We start from the raw sequence: 24014 nt of genomic DNA, 5'->3' as shown, positions 1-24014 counted from the left end.
GGACCGATGAATTCCCGGACCGGCGACGGTCGACATAGGCATGAACACGCTTACCCTGCAGACGCCCGAGGTCGACCTCGTCTACGACATTCGCACGCCGAGCGCCGCCGACGCCGGACACCGCCCGCTGTTCATGATCGGCCAGCCCATGTGCGCCGACGGCTTCGCAACGCTGGCCTCGTACTTCCCGGAGCGGACCGTCGTCACGTACGACCCGCGCGGGCTCGGGCGCAGCGTCCGCAAGGACGGCCGCGGCGACGACGTGCCCGAGGTCCAGGCCCGGGACGTACGCGACATCATCGACGCCCTCGGCACGGGACCGGTGGACATGTTCGCCAGCAGCGGCGGCGCGGTCACAGCGCTCGCCCTGGTGGCCGCGTACCCGGACGCGGTGGCCACGCTCGTGGCGCACGAGCCGCCGCTGGTGCAGGTGCTTCCCGACGCCGAGGCCGCCCGGCGGGCCATGGCCGCCTGCCAGGAGGCGTACCAGAAGAGCGGCTGGGGCGCGGGCATGGCGGCGTTCGTGGCCATGACGTCGTGGCGGGGCGAGTTCACCGACGAGTACTTCGCCCAGCCGCTGCCCGACCCGGCCGCGTTCGGCATGCCGACCGAGGACGACGGCAGCCGGGACGACCCGCTGCTCTCCGACCGCGCCGCGGCGGTCACCCGCTTCCGGCCGGACGTGGACGCGCTGCGCGCGACGCGTACCCGGGTCGTCGTCGCGGTGGGCGAGGAGTCGGCGGACACCTTCACCGGACGCACGTCGGTGGCCGCGGCCGAGCTGCTCGGCGGGAAGGCCGCGGTCTTCCCCAGCCACCACGGCGGGTTCCTGGGTGAGGAGATGGGCCACGCCGGGCAGCCGGAGGCGTTCGCGCGCCGGCTGCGGGAGATCCTCGACGGCGCCGCCTGACCGGGCTCAGGCGCGGCGCACGTCGGTGACCATGACCGGGTAGGGGCCGGCCGGCATGTCGGCCCCCGCCTGGTCGGCGGGGACCACGTTCTCCATCCGCAGCCGCAGGGTGGCCGGGTCGGCGGTGTCCACGGTGATTCGCCACTCCCATCCGCCGCCGTACCCGGCGCTCAGCTCGACCGCCGCCGCGCCGCCCGCCGTGCCGGTCAGCGTCATGGGCGTCGGCTGCTGATGCCACGAGTCGCCCCACCAGGCGACGAGCGAGCCCGGCTGCTCGCCGGCGGCGATCACCAGCAGACCGTCCTGCGGCCCGTCGACCGGATGGGCCCACGAGTACGACACGGTGGTCAGGTGGCCACCGGCGGCGGTCGCGACGGTGGCGTTGGCCGGCGACTCGGCGAGCGGATCGGCGGGCATCAGACGGAAGCCGCTGGTGCCGACCCAGGACCCGGTGACGTCAGTGAGAACCATCGCCCCAGGATAGGAACCACCCCCGACACCGTCCGCCGACGCGGATCACGCGGCGCGCCACCTCGCCCGGTCCTCGCCGGCCTTGCGCGTGCAGCGCATCAGCGTGCCCTTGGCGGTACGGCCGGTCGCGCCGACCGGCGAGCAGAAGGCGCCAGGGTGGACGGAGCCCTGGACGGTGCCGGTGGACGGCTTGGTGGTCCGGGGCGCGCTCGTGGTCCGCTTCGGCGTCGGCTTGGGCGTGGTCCGCTTCGGCTTCGGCCGGGGCGCCGGCCGCGCGGTCGCGGTCTGCGGCGACGGCTCGGCGGACCGCGTCGTCGGCAGGGCGGACGGCGAGTCGGTCGGTGTGGCGGCGTTCGAGGGCGAGCCGGACGAGTGGGCGGCAGGGGGCGGATCGGCGCTGCGCGCGGTCGCGGACGAGGCCGCGCTGATCGACGCGGGCTTCTCGTCCGTCGCGCCGCCGAAGGCGGCGAGCCCGCCGCCGCAGCAGCACAGCATCAGTACCCCGCCGGACACGAGTACGGCTTTCGTACCGCCGGAGAGCCGGCGCCACCAGGACTGCTTCGGTATCGGCCATGATCTCTGCGGTGATGGCTTGGTCACGCCACACAGTCTGCTTGCGCCATCAATGATTGCGATTGGTCAACTGGCGCATTTCGCATCGACGCTCGGCGACATGCGCCGACAATCCGTCGGCATGCTCAGCCGACCGATGAAAGCCAGGGCACAGCCGACCCATCGGCGGTCCCCGATCGGGACGCGCGACGCCGCCAGGCGTACGGCATCGATCTGCCGATCATCGTGGGTGACCGGACGCCGCGAGATCTTGGAAGATTTCGGCCCCCATGAGGGCCGTTTGCTTCCAAGATCTGCGCTTTGGGGAGCGCGGAGACGCTAGGCGGTGAAGTTGTCGTCGGCGTCGCGGGCGTCCTCCTGGACGTGTTCGCCGGGGCGCTTGCCACGGATCTCGTCCAGTTCCCGCACCCGGTCGGCTTCGGCGTGTTCGTCCTGGTTCAGGTCACCCAGGCGGGCCCGGGCCGGACCGGCCAGGTTCTCCAGGTCGTTGTTCGCCCGCTCGACGCTCATGCCGCCTCCCCGGATCGTCGCGTGGCGGCCCTCGCCGCCTGCCACGTCGCGTCCCCGCTGACCCGCACGCCAAACCGCCGCCACCGGCTCGGCGTCAGCCCGCATCCCGGCACGGCCCGCGCCGCCCGGCCGTGGATGCGCCGGGCGGCCGTGGGTGCGCCGGGCGGCTACGCGGGCGGCAGGGCTGTGAGCAGGTCCTCGGCGTGCCGCAGCGTGTCGGCCAGCCGGGCGCGCGACTCGTCGTCCAGCGGGACCGACCGGGCCTGCCGCACCAGATCCCGGGCGGCCTCCGGCTCCCCGAGTTGCAGCGCCAGCTCGGCCCGGTAGACCAGCGCCTCCACCAGGACGGCGGGGTCGTCGGCCGCGTCCGGCCGGGCCAGCGCGCCGTCGAGAATGCGCGCGGCCTGACCGGGATTGCCGCGCGAGTCGCCCTGCACCACGGCGTTACCCAGCGTGCGGGCGAGCCCGCCCCGGTCGTCGACGTCCGGCGTCGAGGCCCGGGCCACGAACCGGATCCAGTTGCCGCCCGGGTCGACGATGCTGAAACCGGAGTGTCCGTCCTGATTGCGGCGGGGCCGGGGCCGGGTCATCCGGGGTACGCCGGCGACCAGCACCTTGCCGTACGTGGTGCGCATGCCGTCGGCGAAGGCGCGGTGCAGGCCGGCCAGGTCGTCCACCACCACCACACAGGAGCCGTACGAGTCGGCCGGATCGAACTCGGCCATCCCGAAGAAGTGCAGGTTGAGATCCTCCCGGCACAGGGCCAGGTACGGGTTCGGGCGCTCCTGCCGGTACGTCACCTCGAATCCGAGCGCCTGGTAGAAGGGCGCCACGTCGTCAACTGAACGGCAGGGCAGCAGCGGGATGGTCGTCTCGTTCGCCATCCTCCGAGCCTGGCCACCGGGAGCGCCCGCGCGCACATGGAAATGACCATTCGGCCGGCGGGCACCGTCCGAACGGTCACCGGGGCCGGTCCGAGACGGACCGGCCCCGGTGCGGGTCAGGCGCGGGTCAGGGCTTCCAGGACCCGGCGGTACGGAAGCGGTGCTTGTACTCGACGACGCCGTTCTGGTCCTTGACGTCGAAGATGAGCTGACCGCTGCGCTTGGAACCGGCGGGCAGGTTGTTGCCCGAGGTCATCAGCTTGCCGCACCCCGAGAAGGCGCCGCCGATGCCGTTCTCCTCGGTGCCGTCCTCGGCCACCCAGGAGAAGTAGAACGGGTTGATCGAACCGGTGCCCTTGGTGATCTCGGCGGTCACGTCGGCGATCATGAACATGCCCTTCTTCGGGCCGGGCATGATCTCGTTGCAGGCGGCGTTCCGGGTCCGGAAGTTTCCGACAGTGATCTCGATGGTGCCGTCGGCGTCGTTGATGATCAGCTTGTCGCCGGCCGGCATGTTGAAGGTCTTGTCGTCGGTGGTGCCCGGCTGCGGCGTGCCGGTGGGAGCGCCGGTCGGGGTCTCCTGGGCCGGGACGCCGTCGGTGACGCTCGGCGTGGGCGGCGAGTCGACGACCTCCTGGGCCTTGTTCACGCCACTGTAGACGGCGAAGATGCCGCCACCGCAGCAGAGCAGCAGCAGGAGCGCCGCGACGATGCCGATCGTGATCCAGACGTTCTTGTTCGACTTCTTGGCCGGCGGCCCGAAGGGCGCTCCCGGCGGCGGGTACGGCGCGCCGGTGGGCGGGTAAGGCTGCCCACCGCCCGGCGGCGGGTAGCCCCCCGGCGGCTGATACGCCCCGCCCGGCTGCTGGTACTCACTGCCCGGCGGCGGGTACGGCGCGCCCGGCTGCTGGTACTCGCTACCGGGGGGCGGGTACGCGCCGCCCGGGGGCTGGTACTCGCTGCCAGGCGGCTGATATGCCGCGCCCGGCTGCTGGTATTCGCTACCCGGCGGCGGGTAGGGCGCGCCCGAGGTCGGCGGCGCCGGCGGGAAGCCCTGGGCGGGAGCGGGTGGCGGGTACTGCTGACCCGGCCCCGGCTGCGGCGGGTACGGCGCACCGGAGGTCGGCGGATACGGCGCGCCCGACACCGGCGGATACGGCGCGCCCGAAACGGGCGGCTGCGGCGTGCCCGGAGGCGGCGGATAGGGCGCGCCTGAGACCGGGGGCGTCGGCGCGTCCGGGGCGGGCGGCGGCTCGTACGGGTCGCTCGGCGGCATCGGCGCGGTGGGGAACGCCTGCGTCGGCGGCTCCGGTGGCTGCTGGTTCGGGTCCGGTGACCCGGACGGAGGCTGAGGGTGGCTCACCGTACTCCTTGGGGCGCCTTCGGGATTTTCAGTCGGAACGACGGTACAAGCCCGCGGCAACCCGGCCGACAGGGCGTCATCGATGTGGCAGGACGGCGGCGGTGCGCACCAGATCGTCGTCCACCGCGAACCGTCCGGTCACGCGGGACGGCGGGTCGGCCACCGGGGCGGCAGCGAGCCGGGCCGGCGCGATCTCGGCGTGGAACGTGCCCGCCTCCGGGTCGAGCGTGACGCGCGCGTCGGCGAAGCCCAGCCAGGTTCCGACGAGCGGGTGCCATACCTTGTAGACGGTCTCCTTGGCGCTGAACAACACGGTCGGCCAGGGCATCCCGGCCGGCAGCCGGGCCAGGTCCGCCTCCTCGTCGGGGCGGCACACCTTCCGTCGTACCCCGGGGGAGAGCGGGCGGAGCCGCTCGGCGTCGATGCCGACGGCGCGCACGTCGGTGGCGCGGGCGGCGGCGGCCGCGCAGTAGTCCCGGGTGTGGGTGATCGCGCCGACGACGCCGGGCGGCCAGACGGGGGCCCGGTCCGCGCCGGCCGGTACCGCCGTGGCGGTCAGGCCGAGCGTGGCGAGCGCGCGGCGGGCGCAGACCCGGCCGGCGGTGAAGTCGCGGCGGCGGTGGAGCACCGCGCGGTCGCCGAGGGCGGCCTGTTCGGCCGGAAGCAGTTCGCCGGACCAGTCGGCCGGTCCGGCCACCGAGACGGCGACCACGGCCGGCAGCAGATCACGCACGTGCGGTGGATGACGGGGACACGCGGTGAACGTACCGTAACGCGGGGGCGTGCCGCGGCGCTGACAGAGCGTTGCGGGGAGGCAACCGGTCCATCACCACCACGATCCCGGACAGAGAAGGAGCGGCGGATGACGCGTGGCGCGGAGGCACCGGGGAGGCGGGACGGCGAGCACGTGCCGGTGACCCCCGACTGGACCTGCGGCTCGTGCGGTGACGAATGGCCCTGCGCCACGAAACGTCACCACCTGTTGAGCGAGTACCAGGTGGACCGGGCGTCGTTGAGCGTCTATCTCGGCTCCTGCCTGGCCGCCGCCACGCAGGACCTGCGCTCCGTGCCGGTCACCGCGCTCCAGGACCGCTTCATCGGCTGGGTGCCGCGCGGCCCGAGGACGATCTGAGCTCCCGGTGGCCGTCGCGTCGGGTTCACGACGGCCACCGGAAGTGGTTCTCAGCCGCGGCGGGGCCGCCGGGTGAGCGCGAAGCCGACCACGCCGGCCACGGCCGCGAGCACGCCGCCCACGCCGGTCCACACCCAGCGCGAGCCCGCGTCGGGGAGCCAGCCGGTCAGGTCGGTCTCCTCCTCGGCCACCGGCTCGGGCGTCGGCTCGGCGGCCAGCACCGTGCCGGCCCTGGTGTTCGGCACCAGCGGCGCGGCCAGCTCGCCGTCGTCGCCGGACGCGCCGCCCTCGTCTGTCGCGCCGACGAGCATCTCCACCTCGACCGGCAGGCCGAGGTCGGGTTCGGGCAGGTCGGTGACGGAGAGCCGGACGTAGTAGGTGCCGGGCAGCGGGTCGCCCGACCACGGCTCGGCCCACGGCCGTACCCGGCGCAGCGTGCAGCCGAGCGCCACGCTCGTCGCCGCAGCGTCCGCTGTCGGCGTCTGCGCGCCGGCCGTGCACGCCTGCCGGCGGCGCAGCCCGTCGAAGACGTCGACGCTCCAGGTGGACGCGCCGGTGCGTCGCTTCGGGAACGTGACGGTGGCGGTGATCTCGTGCACCTGCCCGGCGTCGGCCCGGAACGACCAGTACAGGTGGTCGCCGGTCGACGCGCCCACCTGCACCGGCTGCCCGGCGGTGACGGTCGTGGCGGTGAGGAACGAGGTGCCGGCCTTGGTCACGGTGGTCGCGCCCGGTGACGGGCTGGGCGCGGCCAGGGCCGCCGCCGGGGTGAGGGCGAGTGCCGTGACGGCCGTCGCCGCCGCGGCGCGAATCAGCGTACGCATGCTCAGTTCACCCTCCACGTGTGCACCCACCAGCGGGTGAGCAGTCCGGCGACCAGCCCGGTGAGCAGTCCGGCAAGCGTGAGCAGGAGCAGCAGCACCCAGCCGCGGCCGAGGTCCGGCCCGTCCGGGGCGGGGGAGGCGGCCACCACGTCGACCGTCAGCTCCACCGGCATGCCCGGCTGGGCCTGCGTACCGGGCCGGGCCGCGAACGAGTTGCTGACCACCAGGCAGACGGTTCGTACGGCCTGCTCCGCGCCGGGGCTCGGCTCCGGGCTCGGGCCGTCGTCCTCCTCCTCGGCGGCCGACCAGCGCAGGCCGGCGGAGATCACGTCGGTGCGCCCGCTTCCGGCGTCGACGCCCCGGACCAGTTCCCGCCCGTCCGGCGCGGTGGCGCGCAGCAGCACGCCGTAGTCCGGGTTGACCGGCCGGTCCAGCGCGACGCTCACCGAGGCGCGCAGTTCCTGTCCGGGCCGCACCGGCACCCGGTACCAGCGGTGCTCGGAGAACGCCTCCCGGTCGCTGTAGACGCCGGGGGCGAGCAGCGGCGCGCCCTGGCACGCCGCGCCGCCACCGACCACCGCCGGGGTGGCCGTGTACGTGTCCCGGGCCCGGTCGACGAGCTGCTTGATCCGGCCGGTCAGCTCGTCGGCGCTCTGCGCCGCCGTGTAGGTGCCCCCGGTCGCGCCGGCGATGCAGAGCAGCTGCTTGCGTACCTTCTCGTCCGGGGCGAGACCGAGCGTGTCGACGACGAGCCGGGTGCCCTGGGCGGCCAGTTCGCGCGCCACCTCGCACGGGTCGGGCGGGGCGCAGGTGTCCTCGCCGTCGGTGATCAGCACGATCCGGCGGGCGGTGCTGCCGGTGCCCAGGTCCTGCGCGGCGGAGCGCAGCGCCAGCCCGACCGGTGTGAAACCGGTCGGGCGCAGCCCGGCGACGGCGGCCTTGGCCTGGGTACGGTCCACCGGGCCGACCGGCACGATCTGTTGCGTGTCCAGGCAGCCCTGCTTCTTGTCCTTGCCCTGGTAGGTGGCACCGAGCACCCGGATGCCGAGCTGTGTCTCGTCCGGCAGGGCGTCGACCACCTCGTTGAACGCCTGCTGCGCGACGGAGATCCGGCTGCGCCCGTCGATGTCCCGGGCCCGCATCGAGCCGCTGACATCGAGGACCAGCTCTACCTTGGGCGGCTCGGCGACCGGCTCGGTGGTCTCGTCGTCGGCCCCGGCAGGGCTCGGCCCGATCAGCGCGGCGGCCGCCAGGAGTCCGAAGAGGACAATCGTCGATCGTCTCTTGTTGATCACCGGGCGAAGTGTAGTGAGATCCACTTTGGAAGATCATCCGGGTCTGGCGACCCTCCGCGCGGCCGTTGCGCCGGAGATCGAACCCGTTATGTTCCCGCAGGATGACCCACGGTCAGATGATTGAGGCGACGTTCCGGGAGTGGCGTGCCCGTCGTAAATCTGACCGGCCCGCACCCGTTGTGCCCGTGCCGGAGTGTGGTTAAGCTCTGTCTTGCGCGCCCCAATCGCCCGCTTCCCCCGTGGCAGGCGATCGGGGCGCGCTTCTTTGTGCCGGCGCCCGCGCCTCAGATCCAGCGGCCGTCCAGCCACATGCGCGCCGACCACTCCGCGTACGGCAGCACCCGGCCCACGAAGATCGGGTAGAAGTACGCGAAACAGAGCGCCACCAGCAACACGTAGGCGCCCGCGATGATCCCGCCCACCATGCGCCGATCCCGTAGCTGTTGCGGGTCGGGCGGCGCGGCCGTGGCGGTCGTCGCGGTCACCGGCGCCGGAGTGGTGATCGCGCCGAGCACATAGACCACCGCGAGCACCAGGAACGGCACCGCGGGCGCGGCGTAGAAGGAGAACATCGTCCGGCCGTCGAGGGCGAACCAGAACCAGGGCAGCAGGCCGGCGGCGACGCTGAGCAGGATCGCGCCCGCCCGCCAGTCCCGCCGGGCCAGGCCGAGCCAGGCGGTCGCGGCGATCGCCGGCAGGAACGACCACCACAGCAGCGGGGTGCCCAGCAGCAGCACCTCCGAGGCGCAGCTCGGCGCGCCGCAACTGCCGTCCCCGGACCAGTGGAACGCCACCGGGCGGCCGAGCAGCAGCCACTGCCACGGCCAGGACTGGTACTTGTGCGGGTCGTCGAGCTGGGTGTGGAAGCCGTACGAAGCCTTGTGGTATTCCCACAGGTTGTTCAGCGCCCCGATGAACGGGGTGTCGCTCAGCTCCGGGTTGTTCGGGTAGCGCTCGGCCAGGCGGTAGTAGCCCTCGTCGCTGAGCAGCCAGCCCGACCAGGTCGCGACGTAGGTGACCACCATCAGCACGCCGGCCGCGAGCAGCCAGGGCAGCTCGTCCAGCACCGCGTCACGCCACGGGCGGCGGACCCCGGCCGAACGGCGGACGCCCACCTCCCAGAGCAGCACCAGCAGCGCGAATGCCGGCACGAAGTAGATCGCGCTCCACTTGACCGAGCAGGCGCAGCCGAGCAGCACCCCGGCCGCCAGCCGCCACCACGGCCAGTTCCGCCACCCGGACGGCGGCCGCCCGGCGCGGCCCGGCCGGGTCGGGTCGAGCCCGGACTCCAGGGCCCGCGTCCAGCGCCGCCGCCGGGCGTCCCGGTCGAGCACCAGCGCGCCGAAGGCGGCCAGCACGAACAGCAGCAGGAAGATGTCGAGGATGGCCGTGCGGGACAGCACGAGGTGGAACCCGTCGAGCGCGAGCAGCAGGCCCGCCGCGCAGCCGAGCACCGTGGAGCGGAACATCCGCCGGCCGATGCGGACCAGCAGCAGCACCGACAGCGTGCCGGCCACCGCCGCGCCGAACCGCCAGCCGAACTCCGGCGACGTCGTGATCAGGTGGCCCGGCACCGAGACGCCGCTGTCCGCGTCCTGGTAGCCGAAGGCCCACTCGCCGATCCCGATCATCCACTTGCCCAGCGGTGGATGCACCACGTACGACGGGCCGTTGTCCTTGTAGTTCCACTCGACGCCGCGGTCGATCAGCCCGTACGCGTCCTTGGCGTAGTAGGTCTCGTCGAAGACCTTGCCGGGCGGGAAGCTGAGACCCACGAAACGCAGGATCGCCGCGATCGCCACCACCACGGCTGTGGCCAGCCACGCCTGCCCCCGACCGATGCGGTCGTCGACGGTGGCGAGCCGGCGCCGGACGGCGGCCGGAAGGCCGCCCCCGTTGCCGTCGCCCCGCTCGGCGGTGGAGGGATCCGGGTTCGCGCTCTGTGCTGTCGACGCACTCGTCACCCGGCGATCGTAGGCTGCGAGGGTGCCCGGTGGCGTCCGTCGTCTCCGAAATTGGTACGACCTTCGATGAAGGAGCACACGCCGTGGGGGAAATGTCCGAGGTCGGACGGCTGGTGTTGCTCGGCGCGCCGCTGGGCAACCCGGCCGACGCGTCCGCCCGGTTCCGCGAGGTGCTGGCCGCCGCCGACGTGGTCGCCGCCGAGGACACCCGGCGGCTCACCCGGCTCGCCCGCGACCTCGACGTGACAGTGCCGGGCCGGATCGTCTCCTACTTCGAGGGCAACGAGGAGCGGCGTACCCCGGAGCTGGCCGAGGTGCTCACCGCCGGCTACACGGTCGCGCTGGTCACCGACGGCGGCATGCCGAGCGTCTCCGACCCCGGATACCGGCTGGTCCGGGCCGCCCTGGACGCGGGCGTGCCGGTCACCGCGGCGCCCGGGCCGAGCGCGGTCACCACCGCGCTGGCGCTGTCCGGGCTGCCCTGCGACAGGTTCTGCTTCGAGGGTTTCCTGCCCCGTACCCCCGGCGCCCGCCGCTCCCGCCTGCGGTCCCTCGCCGCCGAGGACCGCACGCTCGTGTTCTTCGAGGCGCCGCACCGCATCGCCGCCGCGCTCGCCGACCTGGCCGAGGCGTTCGGCCGGGACCGGCCCGCCGCGCTCTGCCGCGAGCTGACCAAGACCTACGAGGAGGTGGTCCGCCGCCCGCTGGGCGACCTGGCCGAGTGGGCCGCCGACGGCGACCCCCGGGGGGAGATCACGCTCGTCGTGGCGGGCGCGCCGGCCACGCCAGCGGTCCGGCCCGACGACGACACGCTGCGCGCCGCGGTGGCCGAGCGCGAGGCGGCCGGGCTGTCCCGGCGGGACGCGATCACCGAGGTCGCCACCGCGTACGGGCTGCGACGGCGCGAGGTCTACGCCGTCGTGCACCAGTGAAAGGAAGGGCCCTCTGTTAACGCCTCAGGTAGCGGAAGGGCCCCCTTTTAACACAGCATCTCACCAGGCGGCGGCCAGGAACCCGACGGTGATCAGCGCCGGACCGGCCAGCGCCAGGCCGACCGCCCAGCGGCGCTGCCGCTCGTCCGCCAGCCGGGTCGCCCCGGTCCACCTGGCGATCCCGGCGGCGCACCCGGCCACCAGCGCCAGCCCGAGCAGCCAGCGCAGGTGCCGTCCGGGGCCGGTGTCCGCGTAGGCGGTGGACCCGTCCGGCCCGGTCATCCGTGCCGGCAGCAGGGTGCCGGTGGCGGTTCGCCCGGCCGGTACGCCGCTGACCCGTACACCCTGGGCCTGGAACCGGTCGCCGTCGGCCAGGAAGATCCCCCGGCAGCGCTGGGTGAGCCCGCCGCCCGCGCACTCGGTGATCATCACGGTGCCGCCGGTCGAGTGCCCGGCGGCCAGCCAGAACGGCCCGGCGCTCACCCAGGCGAAGAACGCGGCGAGCAGGCTCAACGTCAGCAGCACGGCGAGGCCGACGGGCGGGGTCGGCGGGGGGACCGGGCGGGCCGGCTCGCGGCGGACCGGCGGCCGGACGGGGAGCGGGTGCGGCTCGTCGCGCAGCGGCGTGCCGTCCCAGTGCACCTCCTCGATCGGCGCCCAGCCGCCCGCCTGCGCGGCCTTGCGCTGCCAGCGCGGCTGCCGCACCGGTACCCGGCTCGGCACCGCGTCCACCGGCGCGCCTGTGGTGGGCTCCACCTCGACCGGCGGGTCCGCCGGATCGAGCCGGGGCTGCGGCGCGACGGGCGTGCCCGCCGGGGCGGGCCGCGCCCGCCGGGTGGTGGCCGCCGACGGCTCCGGCGCCGCTGGTCTGTTGGTCACGATGTTCATTTCACACCGGTACGCCCGGCTTGCGATGAAGCTCATGCCGCGTGTCGGCGACAAATCGGACGTACGGCCAGCGCCTGCCGCCCATTGGTTCGCGACCGGCCCACCGCAATCACTAGGCTTGCTGCTCATGAGTCACGTTCTCGCCGCGGTCGCCTGGCCCTACGCCAACGGCCCGCGCCACATCGGCCACGTATCCGGATTCGGCGTTCCCTCCGACGTCTTCGCCCGGTACATGCGGATGGCCGGTCACGACGTGCTCATGGTCTCCGGCACCGACGAACACGGCACCCCGATCCAGGTGCAGGCCGACGCCGAGGGCGTGACCCCGCGTGAGCTGGCCGACCGCTACAACCGGGTGATCGCCGAGGACCTGCAGGCGCTGGGCCTGTCCTACGACCTGTTCACCCGCACCACCACGCGCAACCACTACGCGGTGGTGCAGGAGCTGTTCACCGGCCTGTACCGCAACGGGTACATCGTCCCGAAGATCACCACCGGGGCGATCTCCCCGTCCACCGGCCGGACGCTGCCCGACCGCTACATCGAGGGCACCTGCCCGATCTGCGGCTACGACAGCGCGCGCGGCGACCAGTGCGACAACTGCGGCAACCAGCTCGACCCGATCGACCTGATCGACCCCAAGTCGAAGATCAACGGGGAGACGCCGGAGTTCGTCGAGACCGAGCACTTCTTCCTCGACCTGCCCGCCCTGGCCGACGCGCTGCGGCAGTGGCTGGACAACCGCGAGGGCTGGCGCCCCAACGTGCTGCGGTTCTCCCGCAACCTGCTCGACGACCTCCAGCCCCGAGCCATCACCCGGGACCTGGAGTGGGGCGTGCCGATCCCGCTCGACGACTGGCGCGACCGGCCGGACAAGCGGATCTACGTCTGGTTCGACGCGGTCATCGGCTACCTGTCCGCGTCCATCGAGTGGGCCCGGCGCACCGGCGACCCGGAGGCCTGGCGCAAGTGGTGGTCGGCCGACGGTGAGGGCAAGGACGCCCGCTCGTACTACTTCATGGGCAAGGACAACATCGTCTTCCACTCGGTGATCTGGCCGGCGCTGCTCGGCGGCTACTCCGGCGAGGGCGCCCGCGACGGCGAGCCGGGCGAACTGGGCCGGCTCAACCTGCCCACCGAGGTCGTCTCCAGCGAATACCTGACCATGGAGGGACGGAAGTTCTCCTCCTCCCGCAAGGTGGTCATCTACGTGCGGGACTTCCTGGAGCGCTACGACGCCGACGCGCTGCGCTACTTCATCGCGGTGGCCGGGCCGGAGAGCAACGACACCGACTTCACCTGGGCCGAGTTCCTGCGCCGCAACAACGACGAGCTGGTCGCCGGCTGGGGCAACCTGGTCAACCGGTCCGTCTCGATGGCGGCGAAGAACTTCGGCGCGATCCCGCCGGTCGACCCGGCCGGGCTCACCGAGGCCGACCAGGCGCTGCTGGACACCGCGAAGGCGGGCTTCGCCACCGTCGGCGACCTGATCGCCCGGCACCGGCAGAAGCAGGCCATCGGTGAGGCCATGAAGGTCGTCGCCGAGGCCAACAAGTACCTCTCCGAGCAGGCGCCCTGGAAGCTCAAGAGCGCTGACGACAAGCCCCGGATGGGCACCATCCTGCACGTCGCCCTCCAGGTGGTCAGCGACGCCAACACGCTGCTCACCCCGTTCCTGCCGCACTCCGCGCAGAAGATCCACGAGCTGCTCGGCGGCACCGGCACGCACGCGCCGATGCCGGTGATCGAGGAGGTCGACGACCTCGACGGCGGGCCGTCGTACCCGGTGCTGACCGGTGACTACACGGTCGGGACGCGCTGGGAGTCCGTACCCCTGGAAGTGGACCGGCCGCTCGCGGCGCCGAAGCCGGTGTTCCGCAAGCTCGACCCGTCCATCGTCGAGGAGGAGCTGGCCCGCCTGGCCGGCTGAGCACACGCGCGAACCGCGGCCCCGGGGATCTCCCCGGGGCCGCGGTCGTCCGCCAGGTCAGGCGGTCGCCATGCTCGGCTTGCCGATGAACTCCATGATGGCCTTGTTGACCTCGGTGGGATGGGTCCACGGCGTGCCGTGCGGCGCACCCTTCAGCGTGACCAGCTTGGCGTCGGACAGCATGTTCACCAGCCGCTGGCCCGTCACCGGGTACGGCAGCACGTTGTCCTTGTCGCCCTGGATGATCAGCACCGGCACGTCGATGTTCGGCAGGTCACCGCGGAAGTCGGTCTGCCAGGCGTCCACCGAGTCGTGGGTGCCCTTGGCCGACGCCTGCGCGCCGATCTGCCAGTGCGCGTGGTAAGCCTCGTCGCTGACCAGCTTCCCCCGGTTCTCGCTGGCGTTGAAGAACGCGTCGCAGAACTGGGTCAGGTAGGCGAACCGGTCCTGGATGATCGCCTTCTGGAACCCCTCGAACATGCTCTTGTCGACGCCCTCCGGGTCGTCGGGCGTCTTCAGCAGGTACGGCGCCAACGGGGCCAACAGGACCGCCCGGTCCACCCGGTCCGACCCGTACGCGCCCAGGTAGCGGGTCACCTCACCGGTGCCCATGGAGTGCCCGACCAGGATCGCGTTGCGCAGGTCCAGTTCGGTCATCAACACGTCCAGGTCGGCGGCGAACGTGTCGTAGTCGTAGCCCATGGCCGGCTGGGCGGAGTTGCCGAACCCTCGCCGGTCGTACGTGATCACCCGGTATCCGGCATTCAGCAGCGGACCGCTCATCTTCTCCCAGGTAGCCCCGTTGAACGGGAAACCGTGGATCAGCACGATCGGCTGACCGGAACCGTGATCCTCGTAGTACAGGTCGATGGGTGCGGAGTTCTCCGTACCGACTGTGACGAAAGGCATGTCGGGATTCCCCCTCGCGCGGGTTTCTCGGACGCCCCACGCCTTCCCCACGCGCCCCCGTCTATGCGTGCCGGTCCGGATAGGGCAGATCCACCACCCGGTCGTCGGTCAGCTCGGCGCCCGGCGCCCAGACCTCGTAGACACCCCGTTCCAGGCACTGCGCCCCGGTCGCGGCCACCGCGTCCGGATCCGGACGGCGCAACCGCAACCGCAGCCAGCCGCCCTCCTCCCGCAGCACCAGGCACGGCGCCCCGCGCCACGTCGCCGTGCGCAGCCGCCGGGCCGGCGTGTCCACCGGGTACCGGGCCGCCCGGGTCATCGCCAGCACCCGGAACCCGCCCGGCTGGTCGGCCACCGCCTCGTACTCCGAACCCGCGTACGCGCCGACGAGCCGGGTCGAGCGCGGCGCCTCGCCGGTCGGCACGTACTCCTGGTCGGCGGAAAGCCCGGGCACCGCGGCGAGCAGGTGCCGCCACTGCGGACCCGCCAGGCGCAGCCACCCACGCTGCTCCGCCTGGTAGGTGTAGAGCACCACCTCCACCCCCTCGGCCGGATAGGCGAGCAGCGTGGCGTTCGCCGGCATCGGCAGGTCGGCGAACTCCCGGGTGACGAACTCCGGCACGAGCTGCGCGCTGCTCGGCACGAACCCGGTGCCCAGCACCGGCGGCCCCAGCCGGTCCCGGGGCGGCAACGCCATCAGCCCCCGGTGCGCCTCGCCCACCGGCACGTCGTAGTCGGCCGGGTCGGCGGCCCGCCAGCGCAGCGCGTACGCCACGTCACCGCTCTCGGAGTCGCCCCGCAGCACCGCCATCCCGGCCGGCGTCCGCAGGTGCGCCACGTCGTGCTCCCGGTAGCAGAAGCCGTGCGGCAGCCAGCCCCGCACGTAGCCGGCGAGCTGCCGGGCGGAGAGCACCTTCACCATCCGGGTACCCGGCCGGATCACCGCCGAGGCCCGCACCGCGGCCAGCGTCGGGTCGCCCGCCGCCCCCGGCTGCTGGCTGAGCCGGTGTACGTACGCCCAGCCCCGGTCGCGGTGCACCGGCATCAGCAGCGGCGGGTCCGTCTCGTCGGCCGTCCCGGGGCCCCCGTGCACCGCGTCCACCTCGGTCGCGTGCACGAACCGGCGCCACGGATAGCCGCCCCCGGGCCGGGGACACCACTCGAACCCGGGCGCCTCGTCGGCGCTGAACAGCTCGTACGCCGCGCCCCGGGCGATCTCCTCGGCCGGGTGCACCCGGCCGGCGTACGTCACGCGCAACCCGGCCCGGTCGGAGGCGGGCCCACCGGTCTGGTCGGTGACTGTCACTCCAGGACGCTAAGCCCGCCAGATGTGGGGCGTGTGAACGGCCGGTGGCGGTCCGGGAACGCCGCCCCGGGCCGGTGTGTGATGCTGGCCGCGATGACCGAGCAGACCGAGACCCGCAAGCAGCGCGCCGCCCGCCGGGCCGGGGAGTTCCCGCCCGCACCCGAGCCGCTGCCCGTGCCCGTGCTGGACAGCCACACCCACCTCGACATCACCGTCGGCGAATTCGGGACACCCCCGGGCGGCACCCCCGGCGACGACCCGGTGGCCGCCGCGATCGACGTCGCCGCCCGGGCCGGCGTGGACCGGCTCGTCCAGGTCGGGGTGGACGTCGACTCGTCCCGGTGGAGCGCCGACGTCGCCGACCGGTACGCCCCGGTGCTCGCCACCGTCGCGCTGCACCCGAACGAGGCGCCCCGGCTGACCGACCTGGACGAGGCGCTGCGCGAGATCGAGGCGCTCGCCGGCCGGGACCGGGTACGCGGCGTCGGCGAGACCGGGATGGACTTCTTCCGTACCGGCGAGGAGGGGCGGGCCGCGCAGGAGGAGAGCTTCCGGGCGCACATCGCCATCGCCAAGCGGCGCGGCAAGGCGCTCGTCATCCACGACCGCGACGCGCACGCCGACGTGCTGCGCATCGTCGACGACGAGGGCGCCCCGGACACCGTGGTCATGCACTGCTTCTCCGGCGACGCCGACTTCGCCCGCGAGTGCGTCCGGCGCGGCTTCCTGCTCAGCTTCGCCGGCACCGTCACGTTCGGCAGCGCCGCCGCGCTGCGCGAGGCCGCCGCCGTCACCCCGCCGGAGCAGATGCTGGTGGAGACCGACGCGCCGTACCTCACCCCGATGCCACACCGGGGCCGGCCCAACGCCTCGTACCTGATCCCGCTGACCGTCCGCTTCCTCGCCGGGACCACCGGCGCCGACCTGGACACCCTCTGCGCCACCATCTCCACCAACGGTGAGCGCGCGTTCGGCCCGTGGCGTTAAGAAGGGGCCCCTCCATATCGCGAGGCGTTAAGAAGGGGCCCTTCCTTCCCCCCGGGCGGGGCCGCTTACGCTACGGGGCGTGACCGGACTCCTCGGCCCGGCGGAGATCCGGGAACTCGCCGCGCGCCTCGGCGTCACGCCGACCAAGAAGCTCGGCCAGAACTTCGTGCACGATCCGAACACCGTGCGCCGCATCGTCACCACCGCCGGGTTGACCCCGGACGACGTGGCGCTTGAGGTCGGCCCCGGGCTCGGCTCGCTCACGCTCGCCCTGCTCCCGGTCGCCGCGCACGTGCACGCTGTGGAACTCGACCCGGCGCTGGCCGCCGCGCTGCCGGAGACCGCCGCCCGCTTCGCCGGCGAGGCCGCCGCGAGGCTCACCGTCCACCCGGCCGACGCGCTGCGGGTCACCGCCGCCGATCTGGCCGACCCGGCGCCGACCGCGCTGGTGGCGAACCTGCCCTACAACGTCGCCGTGCCGGTCGTACTGCACCTGCTCGCCGAGCTGCCCACACTGCGGCACGGCCTGGTGATGGTGCAGAAGGAGGTCGCCGACCGGCTCGTCGCCGGTCCCGGCTCCAAGGTGTACGGCATCCCGTCGGTCAAACTCGCCTGGTACGCCCGCTCCCGGGCCGCCGGCAAGGTCCCGCCGAACGTGTTCTGGCCGGTGCCGAACGTCGACTCCGGCCTGGTCGCGTTCACCCGGCGCGAACCGCCCCGGCCGGACGTACCCCGCAAGGCCGTCTTCGCCGTCGTCGACGCCGCGTTCGCCCAGCGCCGCAAGACGCTGCGCGCCGCCCTGGCCGGCTGGGCCGGCGGCGCGGACCGGGCCGCCGCGACGCTCGCCGCGGCCGGTGTCGACCCGGGCGCACGCGGCGAATCGCTCACCGTGGAGCAGTTCGCCGCCATCGCCGCGTCGGCCCCCGACGGCTCCGCCGCCGAGCAGTAGGCTGGCGCCGTTGCCCGACCCCGCCGAGGAGCTGACCGTGCAGAAGCCGTTCGACATCCGCCCGCGTCCAGGGGAGCTCACCCGGTGACCGAGGCATGGCGACCGGAGGACGAGGACGGGCAGCGACGCGGGGCCAGTGGCCCGGTCAAGGTGCGGGTGCCCGCCAAGGTCAACCTGCATCTCGGGGTGGGACCGCTGCGGCGTGACGGCTACCACGAGCTGAACACCGTCTACCACGCGATCTCCATCTACGACGAGCTGACCGCACGGCGCGGTGACACGCTCACCCTCACCATGGAGGGTGAGGGCGCCGGAGAGCTGGCGCTCGACGACACCAACCTGGCGCTGCGCGCCGCGCACGCGCTCGCCGGCTACGCGGGCGTCGCCCCGCACGCCCGGCTGCACCTGCGCAAGCAGATCCCGCTCGCGGGCGGTCTCGCCGGCGGCAGCGCCGACGCCGCCGCCGCGCTCGTCGCCTGCGACACGCTCTGGGGCACCGGGCTGTCCCGCGACGAACTCGCCGGCATCGCCGCCGACCTCGGCTCCGACGTGCCGTTCCTCATCCACGGCGGCACCGCGCTCGGCACCGGCCGGGGCGAGGCGGTCAGCCCGGTGCTGGCCCGCCCCACCTCCTGGCACTGGGTGGTGGCGATCGCCGACGGCGGCCTGTCCACCCCGGCCGCCTACCGGGAACTGGACCGGCTGCGTGACGCTGGCGCCGCCGGCACGCCGCTGGGCAGCACCGACGCGCTGCTCGCCGCGCTGCGCCAGCGCGACCCGCGGGTGCTCGCCGCCACGCTCGGCAACGACCTCCAGGACGCCGCCCTGACCATGCGTCCCTCGCTGGCCGAGACGCTCAAGGCGGGCGAGGCGGCCGGCGCGCTGGCCGGCATCGTCTCCGGCTCCGGGCCCACCTGTGTCTTCCTCGCCGCCGGCGAGGCCGACGCGGGGCGGATCGCCGCCGAGCTGACCGCCGCCGGGGTGTGCCGGGAGGCCCGCGTCGCGCACGGACCGGTCGCCGGCGCCCGCGTGGTCTGAGGCCCCGTACCCTTGACTCAGGCGTCCCGGGCCCCGGGACGCCTGAGTCGTGAAAGGTGGGGAATGGCCAACATCGTCAACCTGGACCGGGTGTCCAAGGGGTACGGCGCCGCCGGGCCGCTGCTCACCGACGTCTCGCTCGGCCTCGACGACGCCGACCGGGTCGGCGTGGTGGGCCTCAACGGCGCCGGCAAGTCGACGCTGCTGCGGCTGCTCACCCGCGCCGAGGAACCCGACGACGGCCGCGTCACCCACCGGCGCGACCTGCGCGTCGCCTGGCTGCCGCAGCGCCTGGACCTGGCCCCCGACCTCACCGTGCGGGACGTCGTGCTCGGCACCGCCTGGCTCGACGAGAGCATGGGCGCCGAGCACGAGTGGGCCGGCGACGCCGGTGTGCGCGCCATCCTCGACGGCCTCGGCATGCCCCACCTCGGCCTGGACACGCCGGTCGGCCCGATGTCCGGCGGGGAACGCCGCCGCGTCGCGCTCGCCGCCCTGCTGGTCCGCGACGCCGACCTGCTCGTCCTCGACGAGCCCACCAACCACCTCGACGTCGGCGGCGTCGACTGGCTGGCCCGCCACCTCGTCACCCGCAAGGGCGCGCTCGTCGTCGTCACCCACGACCGCTGGTTCCTCGACGCCGTCTGCACCGCCACCTGGGAGGTCGCCGACCAGACCGTCCGGGCGTACGAGGGCGGCTTCGCCGCGTGGACGCTGGCCCGCATCGAGCGGCAGCGCGTGGCCGCCGCCACCGAGGCCCGCCGGCAGAACCTGCTCCGCAAGGAGATTGCCTGGCTGCGCCGCGGCGCGCCCGCGCGCACCTCGAAGCCCAAGTTCCGCATCGACGCGGCGAACGCGCTCATCGCCGACGTGCCGGAACCCCGCGACACCATGTCGCTGCAACGGCTCGCCACCGCCCGGCTGGGCAAGCAGGTGTACGACCTCGAAGGCGTCCGGCTGCACGCCGGCCCGAAGGAGATCCTGCACGACACCACCTGGCAGGTCGGGCCCGGCGACCGGGTGGCCATCCTCGGCCGCAACGGCGCCGGCAAGACCACCCTGCTGCGGATGCTCGCCGGGGTGACCGGCCCCGACGGCGGGCGCTTCGCCGCCGGGCAGACCGTCCGGCCCGCGTTCCTCTCCCAGGAACTCGCCGAACTTCCCGGTCACCTGCGTGTGCTGGAAGCCGTCGAGGAGGTGGCCCGCCGGGTGCAGTTCGGCGACCGGGAGATCAGCGCCGCCCAGCTCGCCGAGATCTTCGGCTTCGACGACCGGCGGCTCTGGACCCCGGTGAGCGACCTGTCCGGCGGTGAGCGCCGCCGCCTGCAGATGCTGCGCCTGCTCGCCGGGGAGCCCAACGTGCTCCTGCTGGACGAGCCCACGAACGACCTGGACACCGACACGCTCGCCGCGCTGGAGGACCTGCTCGACTCGTGGCCCGGCACGATCGTGGTGGCCAGCCACGACCGCTACCTGATCGAGCGGGTCACCGACGTCGCGTACGGCATGTTCGGCGACGGCCGGCTGGTGCACCTGCCCGGCGGCGTCGACGAGTACCTGGCGCGCGCCGCCGCGGCCGGCGGCCCGGCGCCCGCCGACCTCACCCCGGCGACCGCGGCGCCGGCCCGCGAGGGCATGTCCGCCGCCGAGGTACGCGTCGCGAAGAAGGAACTCAACCGGCTGGAACGGCAGATCGCCAAGCTGGAGCAGAAGGAGGCGGCCCTGCACGAGCAACTCGCCGCGAACGCCACCGACTACGCCCGGGTCGCCGAGCTGGACGCACAGCTCAAGGAGGTACGGGCCGAGCGGGACCGCACCGAGGAGACCTGGCTGGCCCTGGCCGAGGAGCTGCCCGGCGGCTGACCTGCCGCCGGGGTGGGGGGTGTGCGGCGTCACTGACCGGCGTACGGGACAATCACCGGTGGAACCCTCGTCCGAACGGTCTTTTGGAGACGCAGAGATGGCCCACACCCCCGTCAACCACCCCGCGCGGCCGATCTACCGGGCGATCGGCGGGATCGTTGGTCTGTACTTCGTCGTCTTCGGCGGCCTCGGCGTCATCGCCAGCGCCGGTGGCGATTTCTTCGCCCAGGACGACACCAAGGTGCTCGGTCAGGGCACCAACATGGCGTTCTCGCTGGTGTCGGTGCTCGTCGGCGTGGTGATTCTGGTCGGCACCGCGATCGGCCGCAACCTCGACGTGGCGGTCAACCAGTGGCTGGCCTACACCCTGATGGTGATCGGCCTGGGCTCGCTGGCGTTCCTGCAGACCGACGTCAACATCTTCAACTTCTCGATCATGACCGACGTCGTGGTCCTGACCCTGGCGCTGGTGCTCCTGATGGCCGGCATGTACAGCAAGGTCGGCTCCGACGACGAGCACGAGGCGTGGCAGAAGGCCCGCCTGGTGCTCTGACCCCTCTCGCACGAAGGCCCGGCGCGCGGCGCGCCGGGCCTTGGGTGTTTTCCGGACGCGAACGGACAACCCAGGCGACAATTGCCCCGAATCAGTCACACGACTGGAGGGCACCATGGCGCACTTCCCGGTGAACCACCCCGCGCGGCCCCTCTACCGGGTGCTGTCCGGGCTCATCGGCCTCTACATCCTGGTCTTCGGCGTCTACGGCGTCTTCTTGACCTGGGGCGAAGGACTGTTCGGCCGGGGCAGCGACTGGGCGCTGGGCCTGCGCACCAACCTGGCCTTCTCGCTGGTCTCGGTCGTCTTCGGCGCGGTCCTGCTGGTCGGCGCGTCCCGCCGCGACAACCTCGGCCACTACATGAACCTCACCGCCGGCGCGGTCTTCCTGATCACCGGCATCCTGATGATGTCAGTGCTGCAGACCTCGGCGAACTTCCTGAACTTCTCGATGTCGACGGTCATCGTGTCGCTGCTGTTCGGGCTGGTCCTGCTCGCCACCGGCCTCTACGACAAGGTCGGCACCCCGGAGCAGTCCGAGGAGGAGCGGCAGCGCCGCTACCACCCGATCGCCGAGCGCTGAACCGGCTGTCGTCGCCGCCACCACGGGCGTCGCGGCTCATTCCCGCGTCGACGGGACCTCGTCGGCCCGGTCGGCCCGCGGACCGTGGAGCGCGCGAAGCGCGTCGAGTGCGACAGCGGTGAGGACGCTGCGGCCGACACCGGCACGGCCGAGCAACTCCATCCCCCGGGTGACCGCGACGAAGTAGACCGCCAGTGACTGCACGTTCGCGTCCTCCGGGAGATCCCCGTTCTCCCGGGCGTGTTCCAGGCATCCGGCGTAGATCCCGGCGAGCTGCTCGATGCCGGCTTTCGTGACAGTGGAGAGCGGATCCTCCTCGCCGGTCGACTCGACGAGCGCGCGCGTGGTGAGCGAGACCCTCCGGTCACTGCTGCTGAACTCGATCGCCATGCGGAGCATGTGACCCCGGATCCGTTCCAGCGGCGAAGCGCCGTCGTGCCCGAGCGCTTCCGAGACGGCGCGCGTCGCCTCCTCCCGATCCTCGGAGAGCGCCCGGAGGAACAGTTCCCGCTTCCCGCCGAACGCGTTGTAGAGGCTCTGCTTGCCCAGGCCGGTCGCCCGCACCAGGTCGTCGAGGGTCGAGGCGGCGAGGCCGTGCACGGCGAACACCTCACTGGCGCTGCTGACGACATCGCTCTCGACGAACTTGCGGGGACGGGGCACGTGGGCAGCCTACGTTATTGACCATCTGGTCAAAAACTTGTTAACGTGGCTGCGGCGCGCATCGATGAGAACTGTTTCCCGCTGCGGCACGACAATCAAGGACGGCAGAATGAAGAGCAACGAAGAGATCGTTCGCGAGGCATACCGGCTGGCGGAAGGGGACGTCCTCGACGGACCCGGCTTTCGCGCCCTGTTCACCGAGAACGGAACGTTCAACGACGTGCCCAATGGGCTGACCTTCCGCGGGGACCAGATTCCTCAGGCGCTGACGGGCTTCGCCGGCGTCTTTCCCGACGTCCACCGCGAGCTGCTCGACGTGCATGCTCTCGGTGATGTCGTCGCCGTCGAACTACGAATTCAGGGAACCCACCTCGGCGGTTTCCCCACCCCGGCCGGCGAGATCCCGCCGACCGGCAACCGGATCGACGTGCCGACGGCTGATCTCTGGCATCTCCGTGACGGAAAGATCGAAAGGTTCGACTGCTACAACGCGGCGAACGTGCTGCTCGCCCAGATCGGTGCCGCCCCCGACTTCGACTCGGCGATCGCGGCTGCCGCAGGGGCTTAGCGCCACCGCTGCACCGCACGGGCCGAGGATCCAGCTCAACCCCGGGGGATCGGACCCGGCTTCGACTCCAGGTGCGACAACCCGTTCCAGGCCAGGTTCACCAGGTGCGCGGCCACCGTCTCCTTGCGCGGCTTGCGCACCTCCAGCCACCAGCGCCCGGTCAACGCCACCATGCCAACGAGCGCCTGGGAGTAGAGCTCGGCCAGCTTCGGGTCGTACCCCCGGATGGAGAACTCGCCCGCGAGGATGTGCTCCACCTGGTGCGCCACGTCGTTCATCACGCTGCTGAAGTTGCCCGTCGCCGACATCAGCGGCGACTCCCGGACCAGCACCCGGAACCCGCTGGTCTCCTCCTCGATGTAGGTCAGCAGCGTCAACGCGGCCTGCTCCAGCAGCTCCCGCGGATTGCCCGCTGTCAACGCCGTGGTGATCCGGTCCAGCAGGGCCCGGACCTCCCGGTCCACCACCACCGCGTAGAGCCCTTCCTTGCCGCCGAAGTGCTCGTAGACCACCGGCTTGGAGACCTTCGCGCGCGCGGCGATCTCCTCGATCGAGGTCGCGTCGAAACCACGCTCGGCGAAGATCTGCCGGGCGATCGAGATCAACTGCTCGCGCCGCTGCGTCGCGGACATCCGCACCCGGGACGGCTTCGCCGCCGGCGCGGGCCGCCGGCGGGCGCGGTCACTGCCGGGAACGTCGGTCACCCGCCCCATCCTGCCAGGCGAGGCGTACGCGGTCCGACCGGTTGATTTGTCGTACGCCAGTTCTAGTCTCTGGGGGTGACTCGTGGCGATCGCTCGAACGCGCACGGCTCCTATCGTGGCCGAAAGCCTGAGCTGCACGCCCAGGCGCTGGCACTGCGGCGTGCCGGCTGTCCCGTCGGGGAGATCGCGGAGCGGCTCGACGTCTCCAAGTCGAC

25 protein-coding genes and 1 pseudogene are annotated in these 24014 nt (G+C 72.9%); 13 read left to right on the top strand and 13 right to left on the bottom strand.

The genetic code is table 11. The features are described 5' to 3' along the window. Positions 1-40: 40 nt before the first annotated feature. Positions 41-910: an alpha/beta fold hydrolase gene (locus AMK25_RS01600; RefSeq protein ID WP_073825430.1), complete on the top strand. Its 870-nt coding sequence runs from the start codon at positions 41-43 to the stop codon at positions 908-910. Positions 911-916: 6 nt separating this feature from the next. Here the strand turns inward: AMK25_RS01600 and AMK25_RS01595 are convergent, their stop codons facing one another. After that, complete coding sequence (locus tag AMK25_RS01595) at positions 917-1381, bottom strand: hypothetical protein (protein WP_073825428.1); 465 nt, start codon at positions 1379-1381, stop codon at positions 917-919. An 88-nt stretch (positions 1382-1469) separates the two neighbouring features. Between AMK25_RS01595 and AMK25_RS31745 the strand changes: the two genes are divergently transcribed. Further along, entirely contained in the window at positions 1470-2276 is an 807-nt protein-coding gene (locus AMK25_RS31745) for a hypothetical protein (protein ID WP_143194662.1), read from the top strand. Here AMK25_RS31745 and AMK25_RS01585 read toward each other — a convergent pair. The 4 genes from AMK25_RS01585 to AMK25_RS01570 all read right to left on the bottom strand — a co-directional run bounded on the left by AMK25_RS01585 (position 2273) and on the right by AMK25_RS01570 (position 5444). Further along, the gene (locus AMK25_RS01585) at positions 2273-2464 is read right to left on the bottom strand and encodes a general stress protein CsbD (protein ID WP_073825423.1); all 192 of its coding nucleotides are present in this window, start codon (positions 2462-2464) and stop codon (positions 2273-2275) included. The genes AMK25_RS31745 and AMK25_RS01585 overlap by 4 nt on opposite strands. A gap of 167 nt (positions 2465-2631) precedes the next feature. Next, on the bottom strand, positions 2632-3348 hold the full coding sequence (locus tag AMK25_RS01580) for a hypothetical protein (protein WP_073825420.1): 717 nt from the start codon (positions 3346-3348) through the stop codon (positions 2632-2634). A 127-nt stretch (positions 3349-3475) separates the two neighbouring features. After that, the gene (locus AMK25_RS01575; protein ID WP_073825417.1) at positions 3476-4711 is read right to left on the bottom strand and encodes a hypothetical protein; all 1236 of its coding nucleotides are present in this window, start codon (positions 4709-4711) and stop codon (positions 3476-3478) included. Between the two features lie 76 nt (positions 4712-4787). Further along, on the bottom strand, positions 4788-5444 hold the full coding sequence (locus AMK25_RS01570) for a 4'-phosphopantetheinyl transferase family protein (protein WP_073825414.1): 657 nt from the start codon (positions 5442-5444) through the stop codon (positions 4788-4790). A 129-nt stretch (positions 5445-5573) separates the two neighbouring features. Between AMK25_RS01570 and AMK25_RS01565 the strand changes: the two genes are divergently transcribed. Continuing rightward, positions 5574-5843 (top strand): hypothetical protein, encoded by a 270-nt coding sequence (locus tag AMK25_RS01565; protein WP_036342963.1) that lies wholly within the window; start codon positions 5574-5576, stop codon positions 5841-5843. 50 nt (positions 5844-5893) lie between these two features. Here AMK25_RS01565 and AMK25_RS01560 read toward each other — a convergent pair whose 3' ends face one another. The 3 genes from AMK25_RS01560 to AMK25_RS01550 form a co-directional block, all read right to left on the bottom strand. After that, positions 5894-6667 (bottom strand): peptidase, encoded by a 774-nt coding sequence (locus AMK25_RS01560; RefSeq protein WP_073825411.1) that lies wholly within the window; start codon positions 6665-6667, stop codon positions 5894-5896. Positions 6668-6669: 2 nt separating this feature from the next. Then, a complete protein-coding gene (locus AMK25_RS01555; RefSeq protein ID WP_073825409.1) occupies positions 6670-7962 on the bottom strand; it encodes a VWA domain-containing protein in 1293 nt (430 codons plus the stop codon). 284 nt (positions 7963-8246) lie between these two features. After that, a complete protein-coding gene (locus tag AMK25_RS01550) occupies positions 8247-9926 on the bottom strand; it encodes a dolichyl-phosphate-mannose--protein mannosyltransferase (RefSeq protein WP_073825405.1) in 1680 nt (559 codons plus the stop codon). 92 nt (positions 9927-10018) lie between these two features. On the opposite strand from AMK25_RS01550, the gene rsmI reads away from it, so the two are divergent. After that, entirely contained in the window at positions 10019-10858 is an 840-nt protein-coding gene (rsmI, locus tag AMK25_RS01545; protein WP_073825401.1) for a 16S rRNA (cytidine(1402)-2'-O)-methyltransferase, read from the top strand. Between the two features lie 60 nt (positions 10859-10918). On the opposite strand, the gene AMK25_RS01540 is transcribed toward rsmI, so the two are convergent. Then, positions 10919-11746 (bottom strand): hypothetical protein, encoded by an 828-nt coding sequence (locus tag AMK25_RS01540; protein ID WP_241826209.1) that lies wholly within the window; start codon positions 11744-11746, stop codon positions 10919-10921. A gap of 127 nt (positions 11747-11873) precedes the next feature. Between AMK25_RS01540 and metG the strand changes: the two genes are divergently transcribed. Beyond that, on the top strand, positions 11874-13676 hold the full coding sequence (gene metG, locus AMK25_RS01535; RefSeq protein ID WP_073825397.1) for a methionine--tRNA ligase: 1803 nt from the start codon (positions 11874-11876) through the stop codon (positions 13674-13676). 57 nt (positions 13677-13733) lie between these two features. On the opposite strand, the gene AMK25_RS01530 is transcribed toward metG, so the two are convergent. Together AMK25_RS01530 and AMK25_RS01525 are read right to left on the bottom strand one after the other, a co-directional pair. Beyond that, positions 13734-14585 carry an alpha/beta fold hydrolase gene (locus tag AMK25_RS01530; RefSeq protein WP_073825393.1) on the bottom strand — a complete coding sequence of 284 codons (852 nt, stop codon included), beginning with the start codon at positions 14583-14585 and terminating at the stop codon, positions 13734-13736. Between the two features lie 61 nt (positions 14586-14646). Beyond that, positions 14647-15891 (bottom strand): hypothetical protein, encoded by a 1245-nt coding sequence (locus AMK25_RS01525; RefSeq protein WP_073825389.1) that lies wholly within the window; start codon positions 15889-15891, stop codon positions 14647-14649. 81 nt (positions 15892-15972) lie between these two features. Between AMK25_RS01525 and AMK25_RS01520 the strand changes: the two genes are divergently transcribed. The 6 genes from AMK25_RS01520 to AMK25_RS01495 all read left to right on the top strand — a co-directional run bounded on the left by AMK25_RS01520 (position 15973) and on the right by AMK25_RS01495 (position 21864). Next, positions 15973-16878 (top strand): TatD family hydrolase, encoded by a 906-nt coding sequence (locus AMK25_RS01520; protein WP_073827019.1) that lies wholly within the window; start codon positions 15973-15975, stop codon positions 16876-16878. A gap of 79 nt (positions 16879-16957) precedes the next feature. Further along, a complete protein-coding gene (rsmA, locus tag AMK25_RS01515; protein WP_073825385.1) occupies positions 16958-17827 on the top strand; it encodes a 16S rRNA (adenine(1518)-N(6)/adenine(1519)-N(6))-dimethyltransferase RsmA in 870 nt (289 codons plus the stop codon). A gap of 84 nt (positions 17828-17911) precedes the next feature. Next, complete coding sequence (locus AMK25_RS01510) at positions 17912-18865, top strand: 4-(cytidine 5'-diphospho)-2-C-methyl-D-erythritol kinase (protein ID WP_030501156.1); 954 nt, start codon at positions 17912-17914, stop codon at positions 18863-18865. Positions 18866-18928: 63 nt separating this feature from the next. After that, a complete protein-coding gene (locus AMK25_RS01505; RefSeq protein WP_073825382.1) occupies positions 18929-20728 on the top strand; it encodes an ABC-F family ATP-binding cassette domain-containing protein in 1800 nt (599 codons plus the stop codon). Positions 20729-20825: 97 nt separating this feature from the next. After that, entirely contained in the window at positions 20826-21281 is a 456-nt protein-coding gene (locus AMK25_RS01500; RefSeq protein WP_073825378.1) for a DUF4383 domain-containing protein, read from the top strand. 115 nt (positions 21282-21396) lie between these two features. Beyond that, complete coding sequence (locus tag AMK25_RS01495; protein ID WP_073825374.1) at positions 21397-21864, top strand: DUF4383 domain-containing protein; 468 nt, start codon at positions 21397-21399, stop codon at positions 21862-21864. A 36-nt stretch (positions 21865-21900) separates the two neighbouring features. On the opposite strand, the gene AMK25_RS01490 is transcribed toward AMK25_RS01495, so the two are convergent. Beyond that, a complete protein-coding gene (locus tag AMK25_RS01490; RefSeq protein WP_073825370.1) occupies positions 21901-22527 on the bottom strand; it encodes a TetR/AcrR family transcriptional regulator in 627 nt (208 codons plus the stop codon). Between the two features lie 109 nt (positions 22528-22636). On the opposite strand from AMK25_RS01490, the gene AMK25_RS01485 reads away from it, so the two are divergent. Next, on the top strand, positions 22637-23095 hold the full coding sequence (locus AMK25_RS01485; RefSeq protein ID WP_073825366.1) for an ester cyclase: 459 nt from the start codon (positions 22637-22639) through the stop codon (positions 23093-23095). 35 nt (positions 23096-23130) lie between these two features. Here AMK25_RS01485 and AMK25_RS01480 read toward each other — a convergent pair whose 3' ends face one another. Beyond that, positions 23131-23808 carry a TetR/AcrR family transcriptional regulator gene (locus AMK25_RS01480; RefSeq protein WP_198937420.1) on the bottom strand — a complete coding sequence of 226 codons (678 nt, stop codon included), beginning with the start codon at positions 23806-23808 and terminating at the stop codon, positions 23131-23133. Between the two features lie 66 nt (positions 23809-23874). Here AMK25_RS01480 and AMK25_RS33155 point away from each other — a divergent pair. Continuing rightward, positions 23875-24009 (top strand): annotated as a pseudogene (locus AMK25_RS33155) (hypothetical protein); the annotation flags it as partial. Positions 24010-24014 lie beyond the last annotated feature (5 nt).

Source organism: Micromonospora sp. TSRI0369 (assembly GCF_001905625.1).
Classification (GTDB): Bacteria; Actinomycetota; Actinomycetes; order Mycobacteriales; family Micromonosporaceae; genus Micromonospora; species Micromonospora echinospora_A.
The sequence above is the reverse complement of the archived record's forward strand: the minus strand, read 5'-3'. Positions and strand labels throughout refer to the sequence as shown.

Bases quoted from the DNA above. Each gene is read 5' to 3' on its own strand.
- AMK25_RS01600 (WP_073825430.1), top strand. From the start codon at position 41: ATGAACACGCTTACCCTGCAGACGCCCGAGGTCGACCTCGTCTACGAC.
- AMK25_RS01595 (WP_073825428.1), bottom strand. From the start codon at position 1,381: ATGGTTCTCACTGACGTCACCGGGTCCTGGGTCGGCACCAGCGGCTTC.
- AMK25_RS01585 (WP_073825423.1), bottom strand. From the start codon at position 2,464: ATGAGCGTCGAGCGGGCGAACAACGACCTGGAGAACCTGGCCGGTCCG.
- AMK25_RS01580 (WP_073825420.1), bottom strand. From the start codon at position 3,348: ATGGCGAACGAGACGACCATCCCGCTGCTGCCCTGCCGTTCAGTTGAC.
- AMK25_RS01565 (WP_036342963.1), top strand. From the start codon at position 5,574: ATGACGCGTGGCGCGGAGGCACCGGGGAGGCGGGACGGCGAGCACGTG.
- AMK25_RS01560 (WP_073825411.1), bottom strand. From the start codon at position 6,667: ATGCGTACGCTGATTCGCGCCGCGGCGGCGACGGCCGTCACGGCACTC.
- rsmI (WP_073825401.1), top strand. From the start codon at position 10,019: ATGTCCGAGGTCGGACGGCTGGTGTTGCTCGGCGCGCCGCTGGGCAAC.
- AMK25_RS01540 (WP_241826209.1), bottom strand. From the start codon at position 11,746: ATGAACATCGTGACCAACAGACCAGCGGCGCCGGAGCCGTCGGCGGCC.
- metG (WP_073825397.1), top strand. From the start codon at position 11,874: ATGAGTCACGTTCTCGCCGCGGTCGCCTGGCCCTACGCCAACGGCCCG.
- AMK25_RS01530 (WP_073825393.1), bottom strand. From the start codon at position 14,585: ATGCCTTTCGTCACAGTCGGTACGGAGAACTCCGCACCCATCGACCTG.
- AMK25_RS01520 (WP_073827019.1), top strand. From the start codon at position 15,973: ATGCTGGCCGCGATGACCGAGCAGACCGAGACCCGCAAGCAGCGCGCC.
- AMK25_RS01505 (WP_073825382.1), top strand. From the start codon at position 18,929: ATGGCCAACATCGTCAACCTGGACCGGGTGTCCAAGGGGTACGGCGCC.
- AMK25_RS01500 (WP_073825378.1), top strand. From the start codon at position 20,826: ATGGCCCACACCCCCGTCAACCACCCCGCGCGGCCGATCTACCGGGCG.
- AMK25_RS01495 (WP_073825374.1), top strand. From the start codon at position 21,397: ATGGCGCACTTCCCGGTGAACCACCCCGCGCGGCCCCTCTACCGGGTG.
- AMK25_RS01485 (WP_073825366.1), top strand. From the start codon at position 22,637: ATGAAGAGCAACGAAGAGATCGTTCGCGAGGCATACCGGCTGGCGGAA.
- AMK25_RS01480 (WP_198937420.1), bottom strand. From the start codon at position 23,808: ATGGGGCGGGTGACCGACGTTCCCGGCAGTGACCGCGCCCGCCGGCGG.